This window comes from Sulfitobacter sp. CW3, from assembly GCF_019392245.1.
GTDB lineage: Bacteria > Pseudomonadota > Alphaproteobacteria > Rhodobacterales > Rhodobacteraceae > Sulfitobacter.
Window position 1 is genome coordinate 64,333 of sequence record NZ_JAHXRL010000006.1, and the last position, 13,037, is coordinate 77,369.

The following is a 13,037-nucleotide window of genomic DNA, read 5'->3' on the forward strand; positions in this document are numbered from 1 at the left end:
GGCACCGAAAAGCGAGAGACCTATGCAAACCCAACCGACCGCCAGCCATTTTATCAACGGCGCTTATGTCGAAGACACAGCAGGCACACCCATCGACGTGATCTATCCCGCGACCGGCGAAAAGATCGCAACCGTCTATGCGGCAACGCCAGCCATCATCGAACAGGCGCTGACTGCCGCCCGCGAGGCCCAAGCCGCTTGGGCCGCAGTGACCGGCACGGAACGGGGCCGCATCCTGCGCCGCGCAGCCGATATCATGCGTGAACGCAATCACGACCTGTCGATCCTCGAAACCTATGACACCGGCAAACCCTATCAGGAAACATCTGTCGCCGATGCAACCAGTGGCGCGGATGCGTTGGAATATTTCGGCGGTATGGCCGCGACGTTGACCGGCGAACATATCCAACTGGGCGAAGACTGGGTCTATACCCGCCGCGAACCGTTGGGCGTGTGCGTCGGCATCGGCGCGTGGAACTACCCAACGCAAATCGCGTGCTGGAAAGGCGCACCCGCGCTGGCCTGCGGCAATTCGATCATCTTTAAACCGTCCGAGACAACGCCGCTATCTGCCTTGAAAGTGGCCGAGATTTTGTTCGAGGCGGGCTTGCCTGCAGGCCTGTACAACGTCGTGCAAGGCATGGGCGAGGTGGGGGCTGCCTTGGTCACCGACCCGCGCGTCGACAAAGTATCGCTAACAGGATCGGTGCCGACAGGCCGCAAGGTCTATGCCGCCGCCGCAGACGGGATGAAGCACGTCACGATGGAACTGGGCGGTAAATCCCCGATCATCGTCTTCGAAGACGCCGATATCGAAAATGCCGTCAGCGGTGCGATTTTGGGCAACTTCTACAGCTCGGGTCAGGTCTGCTCAAACGGTACACGGGTCTTTGTACATGCCGACATCAAAGAAGCATTCCTTGCGCGTCTGGCAGAACGTCTTGACGGCGCAGTGATCGGCGACCCGATGGACCCCGTCACCAGCTTTGGCCCGATGGTGTCGAAACGTCAGCTGGATATCACGCTTGGCTATATCGAAAAGGGCAAGGCCGAGGGCGCGCGTCTGGTCTATGGCGGCAATGCCATTGACGGCAAAGGCTTCTATATGCAGCCGACCGTTTTTGCCGACGTCACCGACGACATGACCATTGCGCGCGAAGAAATCTTTGGACCGGTCATGTCGGTGCTGGATTTCACCGACGAAGACGACGTTATGGCCCGCGCCAATGACACCGAATTCGGTCTGGCGGCTGGTGTATTCACCCGCGATCTGTCCCGCGCGCACCGCGTTGCGGCCAATTTTCAGGCGGGCACATGCTATATCAACACCTATAACGACGCCCCGGTCGAGGCCCCGTTTGGCGGCATGAAGAATTCGGGCGTGGGGCGTGAAAACTCCAAAGCCGCGATTGAACACTACAGCCAGTTGAAATCAGTCTATGTGCGCATGGGCGATATGGAAGCACCTTTCTGATGGTCGGTTTGCCCGAACCCGAAGCGCAACACCCGCGCATGAACCGGGTTGATGTCCTCAAATGGGTTGCGACTGTCGTCCAACTGGTTGGCTACGGGCTGACCGGAATGGGGCTGCAACCCTGGAACGTGTTCGCATTTTTTGCGGGCATTGTTTTGTGGTTCGCGGTTGGTGTGATGTGGAAAGATCGCGCGATTATGGTGGTGCATGTTGGTGCCTTCCTGTCGCTACTGATCGGATATGTGAGCGCGAATTGATGCAAGCTGAATTTATCATTGTTGGCGCGGGCAGCGCCGGTTGCGCGATGGCGTATCGTTTGGCCAAGGCCGGGCGCAAGGTGTTGGTCATTGAGCATGGTGGCACCGATGCGGGGCCGTTCATCCAGATGCCTGCGGCATTGTCCTATCCGATGAACATGAAAACCTATGACTGGGGCTTTTCATCCGAACCCGAACCGCATCTGGGCAACCGCCGTCTGGCGACCCCGCGCGGCAAGGTGATTGGCGGATCATCGTCGATCAACGGCATGGTATACGTGCGCGGCCACGCTGAGGATTATAACCACTGGGCCGAACAGGGTGCCGATGGCTGGGGCTATGCCGATGTGCTGCCCTATTTTAAACGGATGGAACATTGGCATGACGGTGGCCACGGCGGCGACGCGGAATGGCGTGGCAAGGATGGCCCGCTGCACGTGTCGCGCGGCCCCCGTGAAAACCCGCTGTTCAACGCCTTTGTCGAGGCCGGAAAACAGGCCGGGTACGAGGCGACCGACGATTACAACGGCGAAAAGCAAGAGGGCTTTGGCCCGATGGAGCAGACGGTTTATGGCGGGCGGCGCTGGTCGGCGGCCAATGCCTATCTGCGGCCCGCGCAAAAGACCGGCAATGTCGAGGTGGTTCGCGCGCTGGCACAGCGTGTGGTGATCGAAGGCGGCCGTGCCGTTGGTGTCGAAGTGCTGCGTGGCGGCAAGACCGAGGTGCTGCGCGCAAGTGGCGAGGTCATCCTTGCGGCGTCGTCGATCAATTCGCCCAAGCTGTTGTTGCTGTCGGGCATTGGGCCAGCCGCAGATCTGGCGGAACATGGCATCGATGTGGTCGCGGATCGCGCCGGTGTCGGCCAAAACCTGCAAGACCACCTTGAGCTTTATATCCAGATGGCCGCAAGCCAGCCCATCACTTTGTTCAAGCATTGGAACATCTTTTCCAAGGCCATGATCGGTGCGCAATGGCTGTTCACGAAAACCGGTCTGGGCGCGTCCAACCAGTTTGAATCAGCGGCGTTCATCCGCTCGAAGGCTGGGATCAAATACCCCGATATCCAGTACCATTTCCTGCCCATTGCCGTGCGCTATGATGGCAAGGCCGCGGCGGAAGGGCACGGGTTTCAGGCCCATGTTGGCCCGATGCGGTCGACCTCGCGCGGGGCGGTGTCGCTGCGGTCTGGCGATCCTGCGGATGCGCCGAAAATCGTTTTCAACTATATGTCGCAGGACCGCGATTGGGAGGAATTCCGCAATTGCATCCGCCTGACCCGCGAGATTTTTGCCCAAGAGGCGTTCAAGCCTTTCGTGAAGGGCGAAATTCAACCCGGCACCGATGTGCAAACGGATGATGAACTGGACGCCTTTATCCGTGACCACGCCGAAAGCGCATATCACCCCTGTGGCACCTGCCGGATGGGGCGTGCGGATGACCCTGACGCGGTTGTTGACCCCCAAGGTCGGGTGATCGGTGTTGACGGCTTGCGCGTTGCAGACAGCTCGATTTTCCCTCGGATCACCAATGGCAATCTGAACGGGCCGTCTATCATGGTCGGTGAAAAGATGTCCGATCATATTTTGGGGATCGATCCATTGGCCGCTGCGAATGACGAGCCTTGGATTCACCCTGATTGGGAAACAGCGCAGCGCTAGGCGGACAGTCGTGTTAGGAAAAAGTTAACCGAAGTTAACAAATGCCATTGATTGGGGCGGTCAAACGCTCCAGTCATGGCGCATGTTAAAATTTCGTTCACTTTTGTGCCTCGTGCTTGGCACGGCGATCCTCGGTCTCCCTGCTCAGGCGGCGGGTAAACGCATCACCGGCACCATTCAGGTCATTGACGGCGACACGTTCGACGTGGGCGGGACGCGCGTACGGCTGTTCGGCATTGATGCGCCCGAAGGTGATCAAACCTGCACGGATGCGCGCGGCGATGAACTGCGCTGCGGCAGCTTTGTGACCACGCAGGTACGCGACGCCTATCGGGGCAAGCAGGCGGTGTGCAAACAGATCGATACAGACCGCTATGGGCGCAGCGTGGCGCGCTGTGTTGTCGGCAATGTGGATGTGGGGCAAAGCCTTGTCGCCAGCGGGCTGGCCTTTGCCTTTGCCGAATATTCCCGCGATTACATTGCCGTGGAAAAGGCCGCGATCCGGGCGGGGCGCGGCATTCATGCCTATACGATGGTCCGCCCGTCCGCATTTCGCGCCCAGAAACGCGCCGCACAGACGGCAGCGGTGAAAACACCGGCGCAGGTGGGGCCGAGCGGCTGCACGATCAAGGGGAACATCAGCGCCAAAGGCGTACGCATTTTCCATGTGGCGGGGCAACGAGACTATCAAAGAACGTCGATCCGCACCGACAAGGGCGAACGGTGGTTTTGTTCGGCAAGCGAGGCCCGCGCGGCAGGGTGGCGTGCTGCGCGGCGCTAATCATTCCACCTGATAGGGCAACACATCGCGCAGGTCGGGGTCGACGACCAACTGCCGTTCAAGCGGTGGCACAGACCGCTGGTGGCAGCTTTTACGGTCGCAGATGCGGCAGGAAATCCCGATAGGTTCAAAGGCTGACGCATGGCTAGTGTCCATACCGTCGGCATAGACCATGGCCGCAGCATGGCGCACCTCGCATCCCAGCGATATCGCGTACCGTCGCACCGGCGCGCCAAAACGCCCCGCCGGTTTCGAGATGTCGCGCGCCAGTGAAATATAGCGCACCCCGTCCGGCGTCTCGGCAAGCTGGCGCAGGAAACGGCCCGGCGTTTCGAACGCGCTATGCACATTCCACAACGGGCAAGCGCCGCCAAAGCGGGCGAATTGCAGCCGTGTGGCCGAGTGGCGCTTGGTGATCGTGCCCGCCTGATCGACGCGCACAAAAAAGAACGGGATACCCTTTGATCCGGGGCGTTGCAGTGTCGACAAACGATGGGCGACTTGTTCGATCGACGCGCCGAACTGACCGGCCAGAATTTCCAGATCGTGACGGCAGTCTTGGGCCTTGGCCAGAAACGTCTGATAGGGCATCAGCGCCGCGCCGGCAAAATAGTTGGCGAGGCCAATTTTGGCGATGTCCCTCGCGGCCCCGCTGTGAAAACGTGCCAGATCAAGCGTCGCCTCGAGCAGGCTGTTTTGCCGCGTCATGGCCGTTTGGAACAGCAGCTGAAACAGTTGCGTTTCTTGCGGGGCACGTGACGAGATGTGCAAAATCCCAGCGTCCGGATCATAGCGCCGCAACGCGGCCATATCATCAAAGCTAACCTTGATGCCCACCGCCGTCAGCGCCGTAATCGTTGTTGCTTTCAGCGTTTTACCATCGCTGTTGCCACGGGCGAAATGTTCGGCGGCGCGGTCGACGGCATCAATATAGTTGTCGCAGTAATGAAAGAAATCGCGCACTTCCTCCCATGGGCTGGGCGATGCGCGGGCATCCTCGCGGCCCAATGCCTCGTCCAGATAGGCAAGGCGTTCATGGGTCTGCCGGTGGCTTTGGTGCAGTTTGATAAAGGCGCGCGCCAACCCCGGCGCGTTCGATGCGGCAAGCTGAAGATCGGCCAGCGGCAGGGTATCCCCCTCGAACAGGGGGTCCGCCAAAATTTCGCGCATGTCACTGATCAGGCGTTGGCTGTCACCGCTGGACAGTTCGGTCACGTCCATCCCGAATTCAGACGCAAGCGCCAGAACCACCGTCGTACTGACGGGACGGTTATTATTTTCCATTTGGTTGAGGTACGGGAGGGAAACGCCCAGTTTGGCGGCGAAATCCTTTTGCGTGCTACCAAGTTTGGTGCGCAATTCGCGCAGTTTCGCGCCAGCATACAGCTTTTGGGTCGCCATCCGGATCAGGGCCTTTGCAAATTTGCAGATACCCCTATGCTAGCTTTGCAAAGTGCCGCCGACAAGGCCCGTCATCAGCGAACGCCTGCCGTCAGCTAAGCCCCAGCGTCTTTTCGCGGCGGATCACGACCAATATCGATGCGACCCCCGCCACGGCTGTGCCTAACATGATCCACAGCAGCGGATAGGCCCCGGTTTCCGTGCTCAGCAGGGATCCGGCCAGAATGCTAAGGCCCGCACCGCCGCCAATCATCACAGCACCACCCAAGCCCGATGCAGTGCCCGCAAGATGAGGGCGCACCGATAGCAAACCAGCCGTCGCATTGGGGATGCACAAGCCGTTGCCAAGCCCGACCAGCGTCATCATGCCAAAGAATGATAGCGGGCTGCCATAGCCGGCCAGAAAGATCAGCATCGACACCGCACCGCCGACCGCGTTGGCCAGACACCCACACAGCACCAGCGTATTGACGCCCAACGTGGTGGCCGTGCGCGCGGTGATAAAGTTGCCCACGAAATACCCGATAGCCGGTGCGCCGAAATATATGCCAAGCTCGGCAGGCTGCATACCAAACACTTCGCTGCCGACAAAAGGCGCGCCGCCCAGATAGGCGAAAAATGCGCCCGAACAGCAGGCCGCCGCCATCGAATATCCCCAGAACCGCGGTGATTTTAACAGCTCGGGGTATTCGCTGAATTGCTGGCGCATGGTTTTGCCCGACCGAACGGATGTTTCGCCCAGATCATACCATGTTTGTGCAAAAACGAATGCGCCGACCAAGAACATGGCCCAGAATGTGGCCTGCCAGCCGAATACTTGATCCAACACGCCGCCAATTGCGGGCGTTATCATTGGCACCACTGCCATCCCCATCGTCACATATCCGATCATCGACGCGGCTTTGTCTTGGGAAAACATATCGCGCACGACTGCCCGGCTGAGCACCATACTGACGGCGATGATCGCCTGCGCACAGCGGCAAATCAGGAACACGGCCGTAGTGGGCGCATAAATGCAGCCAACCGTGGCGATCATGTAAATCACCAGCCCCCATAGCAACACATTGCGCCGTCCCAGATTGTCGGACACAGGCCCGATGATCAGCTGCAATCCGGCGCTAAACAGCAGGTAAAGCGGCACAGACAGTTGCATAACGCTGTAATCTGTCTCGAAATATTCGGCCATCGAGGGCAGGCTGGGCAGGAACATGTTCATTGCCAGCGCGCCAATTCCCGACAATAGGATCAGCGTTGAAATATGCGGAGGGCTGGTCTTGTCCAAAAATCGGACATCGTTTTCACTCTTCATGTAATTCAGTTATGCCTGTGGTCTGATATTGTCTATGACGTTCCTCACAGTTTGCATATTTGCGGTTTGCACATGCGTGGCTGAATAAAATTTGCAAATTTGCTAAAAGACGCTTTGGTTGTATCGTCGCACTGGCTAGTATGGCGAAAATCTAAAAGAGGTGCGTCATGAAAGATATCCTGGAACAGCTGGAAGACCGTCGTGAAGAGGCGCGCCTTGGTGGCGGGCAAAAACGCATTGATGCGCAACATGCCCGTGGCAAGCTGACCGCCCGCGAACGGATCGATTTGCTGCTGGATGACGGGTCTTTCGAAGAATTCGACATGTTCGTCACGCACCGCTGCACCGATTTTGGCATGCAGGCGCAAAAGCCCGCAGGCGACGGTGTTGTGACGGGGTGGGGCACCATCAACGGTCGTCTCGTCTATGTCTTCAGCCAGGACTTCACCGTTTTCGGTGGATCGCTCTCCGAAGCGCATGCCCAGAAAATCTGCAAGATCCAGGACATGGCCATTCAAAACGGCGCGCCTGTCATCGGCATCAACGATTCCGGCGGTGCCCGCATCCAGGAAGGCGTGGCCAGCCTTGCCGGCTATGCCGAAGTGTTCCAGCGCAATATCGAAGCGTCCGGCGTGATCCCGCAGATCAGTGTGATCATGGGGCCCTGTGCTGGCGGCGCTGTGTATTCGCCTGCGATGACCGACTTTATCTTTATGGTCAAAGACACGTCCTATATGTTCGTGACCGGCCCCGACGTGGTTAAAACCGTGACCAACGAACAGGTCACGGCCGAAGAACTGGGGGGTGCCTCGACCCATACGCGTAAATCATCGGTCGCTGATGCGGCGTTTGAAAACGATGTTGAGGCTTTGGCCGAAGTGCGCCGCTTGGTCGACTTTTTGCCCGCCAACAACCGCGAAAAACCACCCGTTCGCCCGTTCTTTGATGATCCCAACCGGATTGAATCCTCGCTCGATACGCTGGTGCCAGTGAACGCCAACACGCCCTACGACATGAAAGAGCTGATCCATAAGCTGGCCGACGAGGGCGACTTTTACGAAATTCAGGAAGATTTTGCCAAAAATATTCTGACCGGCTTTATCCGCATCGAAGGCCGCACTGTTGGCGTTGTGGCCAACCAGCCCATGGTGCTGGCCGGCTGTCTGGATATCGACAGCTCGCGCAAGGCCGCGCGATTTGTACGTTTCTGCGATGCGTTCGAAATTCCGATCCTGACCTTGGTTGACGTCCCCGGTTTCTTGCCCGGCACGAGCCAGGAATACGGTGGCGTTATCAAACACGGTGCCAAACTGCTGTTCGCCTATGGCGAGGCGACAGTGCCGATGGTCACCGTGATCACCCGCAAGGCGTATGGCGGTGCCTATGACGTGATGGCGTCCAAGCACCTGCAATCGGATTTCAACTATGCATGGCCCACCGCTGAAATCGCGGTGATGGGGGCCAAGGGTGCAACAGAAATCATCCACCGCGCCGATCTGAACGACCCCGAAAAAATCGCCAGCCACGCTGCTGATTACGAAGCCCGCTTTGCCAACCCCTTTGTTGCGGCAGAACGTGGCTTTATCGACGAGGTCATCCAGCCCAGCATGACGCGCAAACGCATTGCCCGCGCTTTTGCGTCCCTGCGCAACAAGTCCAAAACGATGCCTTGGAAGAAACACGATAACATCCCGCTCTGACTTCTCTGGCTCTTAAATATCCTCGCCGAAGGCATAGAATCTTTGGCGCGACAGGAGAAACGCGTGAAACCGTTCGCTGATCATAGATCATACCCGACGCCCGTCCTGGCTGGGATGGTGGCCAGATGAAACTGGCCGCTGCCCTTTTGCTCGTGGCGACGCCCTTACAGGCGCTTGATGTCCCCTCGGGGCAGCAGGTCGACCTGCAAGAGGTTCTGATTGATCAGATGGGTAATGAGACATGGCTGCGGTTTCGTTTCATAGCCCCTGATATCGCCCGCGACGGGGGGGCAATCACCTATGACGCTGCAGCACCCGATATGAAGGCGCTGTGTGATACGCTGGCCATCCCCTATATCGCACAGTATGCGCTGACGGGCGACGTGATTGTGATTTCCTTGGCGGATAGGGCGGTTGAATTTGGTGCCGTTGACCCAAGCGTAACACAGTTTTTCGAAGCATATCGCCCCGAAAAGGGCATCTGCATCTGGGAGGCATTATGATGCAACCACAATATCTTGCGTGGCGACCTGCCGACACTGGCAGAACTGCGACTTTGGCGACACATTTCCGCCGATTGAAACGCGGCCCGTATGCAACGCGCAGCAACTACAGTAATATTGAGGCAAGGAATACGCAGGTATCCCTTACCTCAAACGTGGGGTCTTATTGGCATGAGGCAGTGCCGGGCCCTTTATGCAATCACAGGAGACTACGATGTCCAAGAGCATCACAATGTTGGCCGCATTCGGCCTTGTCGCAGCTGTTTCAGCATGCGCCCCTAAGCAGGAAGAATATGTTGTTGTCGCACCCGAGCCCATCTCGGTTGAGCCAGTATACACAGGCAAGTACAAGTAAGGCTTGCCGGGGGCAGGCGGCTGCGTCTGTCCCCACACCACCCGCCTTTGTGTCACAAGGCATTGTCCCTGCAGTCTGGGGGGCATCATGCTGAAACATCGCGGTTTTCCGGGGCGTATGCCCGGTTCGGACTTTCAATTCACAATTCGTCGCGCCAACCCCAAAGGGGTCACGCCGCTTACCCGCCGCGAACGTCGTTCGGATCGTAAATCCGTCGACCGGCGCGCGGATACGGCATTCATGGCCGCGCTTTGGGAAAACTTTGGCACTGAACCGTTCGAGCGTGGCAATCTCGACGCGGGCCGTTTGTCCTGGCTGTTTGGCCGCGAGGTTGTTGCGGTCGATGATCCCTTTGATCCCGAAGACTACGAGGCATTGTTGGTGATCAACGAACCGCTTGCCCGTGCGTCTTTTGCCGACGCGTTCGAGGATTGAAACAGATGCCCGCATGGATCACATCAGCGGATAACCGCCCCGTGGCCAGCGGGTTTTTGCCCCTAGATGGCGGCAGCCTGGGCAAACATCTGGGTGCCATGGAACCATTGATCTATAAGCGCGTTAAGCCACGTAATCAAAACGTAGCGTTGAGCAGATCAAAAGGACGCCCACCATGCCCATTAAGAACATCATCCTCGCCCTCACAGCCTGTGCAGGCCTTGCCGCATGCGGCGATAACCTTGGCGAACAAGCCCTTGGCGGCGGTGTCGTTGGTGCCGGTGCTGCGGCGCTCACCGGCGGCGGTTTGCTGCAAGGTGCAGCCATCGGTGCAGGCGCAAACGTGCTTGCTTGCCAATCCGGCGCAGTGCGCTGCAACTAATCTAATCGAAGGTTCTGCCGGCAACGGCAGCCCCTCACTATATCACAATACCGACCCCGCTCAGCCTATGCTGATGCGGGGTTTTTCCGTTTCCTCAAGACCCAAAGGGACAGCCCATGTTCAATAAGATCCTGATCGCCAACCGCGGCGAAATTGCCTGCCGTGTTATCAAGACCGCGAAAAAGATGGGCATCCAGACCGTCGCCATCTATTCGGACGCAGACGCCCAAGCGCTGCATGTTCAAATGGCAGACGAGGCGATCCACATCGGCCCACCCCCTGCGAACCAATCCTATATTGTGATCGACAAGGTCATGGCCGCGATCAAGGAATCCGGTGCGCAGGCCGTGCACCCGGGCTATGGCTTTCTGTCTGAAAACGCCAAATTCGCCGAAGCACTCTCTGCTGCTGGCGTTGCATTTATCGGGCCACCCGTCGGTGCGATTGAGAAAATGGGCGACAAGATCACTTCGAAAAAGATCGCACAAGAAGCAGGTGTTTCCACCGTGCCCGGTTACATGGGTCTGATCGCAGACGCAGATGAGGCGGTGAAAATCTCGAACGAAGTCGGCTATCCGGTGATGCTCAAGGCGTCTGCGGGCGGCGGCGGCAAGGGGATGCGCATCGCATGGAACGACGAAGAAGCCCGCGAGGGGTTCCAGTCCTCCAAGAACGAAGCGGCCAACAGCTTTGGTGATGACCGTATCTTTATCGAGAAATTCGTAACCCAGCCACGCCACATCGAAATTCAGGTGCTGTGCGATGCGCATGGCAATGGCGTTTACCTAGGCGAACGCGAATGTTCGATCCAGCGCCGTAACCAAAAGGTCGTCGAAGAAGCGCCATCGCCGTTCCTTGACGAAGCCACGCGCAAAGCCATGGGCGAACAGTCCGTCGCATTGGCGCAGGCCGTTGGCTATGCGTCAGCCGGGACCGTCGAATTCATCGTGGACGGCGACAAGAACTTCTATTTCCTCGAGATGAACACCCGTTTGCAGGTGGAACATCCGGTTACCGAGCTGATCACCGGCGTTGATCTGGTTGAACAGATGATCCGCGTGGCCAATGGTGAAAAGCTGACGATCACCCAAGACGACGTAAAGCTGACCGGTTGGGCCATCGAAAACCGTCTTTATGCCGAAGACCCGTATCGCGGCTTCCTGCCGTCCATTGGTCGTTTGACCCGCTACCGTCCGCCGATGGAAATCGCGGCAGGTCCGCTGTTGACCAATGACAAATGGCAGGGCGACGCCCCCAGCGGCGACATGGCCGTGCGCAATGATACCGGCGTCTATGAAGGCGGCGAGATCAGCATGTATTACGACCCTATGATTGCCAAGCTGTGCACATGGGCCCCCACCCGCGATCAGGCAATCGAGGCGATGCGCGTCGCCCTTGATAGCTTTGAGGTCGAAGGCATCGGGCACAACCTGCCGTTCCTGTCCGCTGTGATGGATCACCCGATCTTTATCGCGGGTGACATGACAACCGCCTTTATCGAAGAACAGTATCCAGACGGTTTCCAAGGCGTTGAACTGCCAGAACCCGAACTGCGCCGCATCGCTGCGGCGACGGCTGCCATGCACCGTGTCAGCGAAATCCGCCGCACCCGCGTGTCGGGCCGGATGGACAACCACGAACGCAAGGTTGGCACCGCTTGGAATGTCGCCATTCAGGGGCAATCCTATAACGTCGATATTGCCGCCGACCACGCAGGCGCGACCGTGACGTTCGAGGACGGTCATGCCATGCGCGTTGCGGGCGACTGGACGCCGGGCGACCAACTGGCAACGATGACAGTCGATGATGCGCCACTGATCTTTAAGGTGGGCAAAATCTCGGGCGGGTTCCGTGTCCGGGCGCGTGGCGCTGACCTAAAGGTGCATGTGCGCAACCCGCGTCAGGCCGAATTGGCCCGTCTGATGCCCGAAAAATTGCCGCCGGACACATCCAAACTGTTGCTGTGCCCGATGCCGGGTCTGGTCGTGAAAATCGACGTTGCCGTCGGCGACGAGGTTCAAGAAGGCCAGAACCTGTGCACCATCGAAGCGATGAAGATGGAAAACATCTTGCGCGCCGAGAAGAAGGGCACCGTGTCAAAGATCAACGCGAACGCAGGTGACAGTCTGGCCGTCGACGACGTCATTATCGAGTTTGAATAAAGCCAATGATCGCCAGCCCACGCATCAACCCCGCCATCGGATCGGTGTCTTTCACCGCCCCGATGGGCGTGGCGGTGCGCGGGTTTAGGCTAGGCCTTCAGTCAAACAAGTGCTTTGGCGTTTCCTTGGCGTCGCGGATTTCGCGCTGCCGGATGGTCATCTTGTCGATGCTGCGCGAAATTTCGCGGACATCCCAAGGGCGCGGTTTGCGCAGCTTGATGCCACCATCCTTGCCGACCAGCACCAACATAAACCCGCGCGGGCGCATTTTTAGCCGCAATGCACTGCGTGCGGCGGGGTCTGTATCGGTCAGCACGATCACATCACGCTCCAGCAAATCTTCTTGCTGGGCCATCAGTAATTCCATCTGCGAACGGTATGCAGGGTCGTCCGGACTGTCCGCAAAGACCAAAACTGGCCTTTTTATCCAGTGGAATTCACTCAAATCTGCCATATCTGCCGGTGCAAACAGCACTGGGGCGGGTGGTTCTGTGACGGGTTGCGCAGCCGCAAAAGGTGCAAACAATCCAACAAAAACAAGGGCTATCACTGATTTCATTTTTTCTCCTACTGGGTCAGATATAGGGGTTTTACCCAAGATTGCGATGCGCAATTTCTGG

13 protein-coding genes are annotated in these 13,037 nt (G+C 58.2%); 10 read left to right on the forward strand and 3 right to left on the reverse strand.

Annotated elements, in window-relative coordinates; translation table 11 throughout:
- The first annotated feature begins 22 nt into the window (after positions 1 to 22).
- From betB to KZZ06_RS14340, 4 genes are all read left to right on the forward strand, one after another.
- A complete protein-coding gene (gene betB / locus KZZ06_RS14325) occupies positions 23 to 1,474 on the forward strand; it encodes a betaine-aldehyde dehydrogenase (protein ID WP_219580806.1) in 1,452 nt (483 codons plus the stop codon).
- Positions 1,474 to 1,731, forward strand: coding sequence for a DUF6552 family protein (locus tag KZZ06_RS14330; RefSeq protein WP_257884372.1), 258 nt, complete (start codon positions 1,474 to 1,476; stop codon positions 1,729 to 1,731). Before betB ends, KZZ06_RS14330 begins: the two co-directional genes overlap by 1 nt.
- Complete coding sequence (gene betA, locus KZZ06_RS14335) at positions 1,731 to 3,389, forward strand: choline dehydrogenase (protein ID WP_219580807.1); 1,659 nt, start codon at positions 1,731 to 1,733, stop codon at positions 3,387 to 3,389. Before KZZ06_RS14330 ends, betA begins: the two co-directional genes overlap by 1 nt.
- An 82-nt stretch (positions 3,390 to 3,471) precedes the next feature.
- A complete protein-coding gene (locus KZZ06_RS14340; RefSeq protein ID WP_219580808.1) occupies positions 3,472 to 4,170 on the forward strand; it encodes a thermonuclease family protein in 699 nt (232 codons plus the stop codon).
- Here the strand turns inward: KZZ06_RS14340 and KZZ06_RS14345 are convergent, their stop codons facing one another.
- Positions 4,171 to 5,571, reverse strand: coding sequence for a short-chain fatty acyl-CoA regulator family protein (locus KZZ06_RS14345; RefSeq protein WP_219580809.1), 1,401 nt, complete (start codon positions 5,569 to 5,571; stop codon positions 4,171 to 4,173). It lies immediately after the preceding gene.
- A 91-nt stretch (positions 5,572 to 5,662) separates the two neighbouring features.
- On the reverse strand, positions 5,663 to 6,880 hold the full coding sequence (locus tag KZZ06_RS14350) for a multidrug effflux MFS transporter (RefSeq protein WP_219580810.1): 1,218 nt from the start codon (positions 6,878 to 6,880) through the stop codon (positions 5,663 to 5,665).
- 167 nt (positions 6,881 to 7,047) lie between these two features.
- Between KZZ06_RS14350 and KZZ06_RS14355 the strand changes: the two genes are divergently transcribed.
- The 6 genes from KZZ06_RS14355 to KZZ06_RS14380 all read left to right on the forward strand — a co-directional run bounded on the left by KZZ06_RS14355 (position 7,048) and on the right by KZZ06_RS14380 (position 12,417).
- Positions 7,048 to 8,580, forward strand: a complete 1,533-nt coding sequence (locus tag KZZ06_RS14355) for an acyl-CoA carboxylase subunit beta (protein ID WP_219580811.1) — start codon at positions 7,048 to 7,050, stop codon at positions 8,578 to 8,580.
- A 125-nt stretch (positions 8,581 to 8,705) separates the two neighbouring features.
- On the forward strand, positions 8,706 to 9,083 hold the full coding sequence (locus tag KZZ06_RS14360) for a DUF6497 family protein (RefSeq protein WP_219580812.1): 378 nt from the start codon (positions 8,706 to 8,708) through the stop codon (positions 9,081 to 9,083).
- A gap of 214 nt (positions 9,084 to 9,297) precedes the next feature.
- A complete protein-coding gene (locus tag KZZ06_RS14365; RefSeq protein ID WP_175498451.1) occupies positions 9,298 to 9,438 on the forward strand; it encodes a hypothetical protein in 141 nt (46 codons plus the stop codon).
- 87 nt (positions 9,439 to 9,525) lie between these two features.
- Entirely contained in the window at positions 9,526 to 9,873 is a 348-nt protein-coding gene (locus tag KZZ06_RS14370) for a hypothetical protein (RefSeq protein WP_219580813.1), read from the forward strand.
- Positions 9,874 to 10,048: 175 nt separating this feature from the next.
- Positions 10,049 to 10,255: a hypothetical protein gene (locus tag KZZ06_RS14375; protein WP_219580814.1), complete on the forward strand. Its 207-nt coding sequence runs from the start codon at positions 10,049 to 10,051 to the stop codon at positions 10,253 to 10,255.
- Between the two features lie 116 nt (positions 10,256 to 10,371).
- Complete coding sequence (locus KZZ06_RS14380; RefSeq protein WP_219580815.1) at positions 10,372 to 12,417, forward strand: acetyl/propionyl/methylcrotonyl-CoA carboxylase subunit alpha; 2,046 nt, start codon at positions 10,372 to 10,374, stop codon at positions 12,415 to 12,417.
- A 97-nt stretch (positions 12,418 to 12,514) separates the two neighbouring features.
- On the opposite strand, the gene KZZ06_RS14385 is transcribed toward KZZ06_RS14380, so the two are convergent.
- A complete protein-coding gene (locus KZZ06_RS14385) occupies positions 12,515 to 12,976 on the reverse strand; it encodes a DUF4174 domain-containing protein (protein WP_219580816.1) in 462 nt (153 codons plus the stop codon).
- Positions 12,977 to 13,037 lie beyond the last annotated feature (61 nt).

What these genes read in the sequence shown, in the direction of transcription:
- KZZ06_RS14350 (WP_219580810.1), bottom strand. Translation starts at nt 6,880, where the DNA reads ATGAAGAGTGAAAACGATGTCCGATTTTTGGACAAGACCAGCCCTCCG.
- betB (WP_219580806.1), top strand. Translation starts at nt 23, where the DNA reads ATGCAAACCCAACCGACCGCCAGCCATTTTATCAACGGCGCTTATGTC.
- KZZ06_RS14380 (WP_219580815.1), top strand. Translation starts at nt 10,372, where the DNA reads ATGTTCAATAAGATCCTGATCGCCAACCGCGGCGAAATTGCCTGCCGT.
- KZZ06_RS14370 (WP_219580813.1), top strand. Translation starts at nt 9,526, where the DNA reads ATGCTGAAACATCGCGGTTTTCCGGGGCGTATGCCCGGTTCGGACTTT.
- KZZ06_RS14355 (WP_219580811.1), top strand. Translation starts at nt 7,048, where the DNA reads ATGAAAGATATCCTGGAACAGCTGGAAGACCGTCGTGAAGAGGCGCGC.
- KZZ06_RS14375 (WP_219580814.1), top strand. Translation starts at nt 10,049, where the DNA reads ATGCCCATTAAGAACATCATCCTCGCCCTCACAGCCTGTGCAGGCCTT.
- betA (WP_219580807.1), top strand. Translation starts at nt 1,731, where the DNA reads ATGCAAGCTGAATTTATCATTGTTGGCGCGGGCAGCGCCGGTTGCGCG.
- KZZ06_RS14345 (WP_219580809.1), bottom strand. Translation starts at nt 5,571, where the DNA reads ATGGCGACCCAAAAGCTGTATGCTGGCGCGAAACTGCGCGAATTGCGC.
- KZZ06_RS14340 (WP_219580808.1), top strand. Translation starts at nt 3,472, where the DNA reads ATGTTAAAATTTCGTTCACTTTTGTGCCTCGTGCTTGGCACGGCGATC.
- KZZ06_RS14385 (WP_219580816.1), bottom strand. Translation starts at nt 12,976, where the DNA reads ATGAAATCAGTGATAGCCCTTGTTTTTGTTGGATTGTTTGCACCTTTT.
- KZZ06_RS14365 (WP_175498451.1), top strand. Translation starts at nt 9,298, where the DNA reads ATGTCCAAGAGCATCACAATGTTGGCCGCATTCGGCCTTGTCGCAGCT.
- KZZ06_RS14360 (WP_219580812.1), top strand. Translation starts at nt 8,706, where the DNA reads ATGAAACTGGCCGCTGCCCTTTTGCTCGTGGCGACGCCCTTACAGGCG.
- KZZ06_RS14330 (WP_257884372.1), top strand. Translation starts at nt 1,474, where the DNA reads ATGGTCGGTTTGCCCGAACCCGAAGCGCAACACCCGCGCATGAACCGG.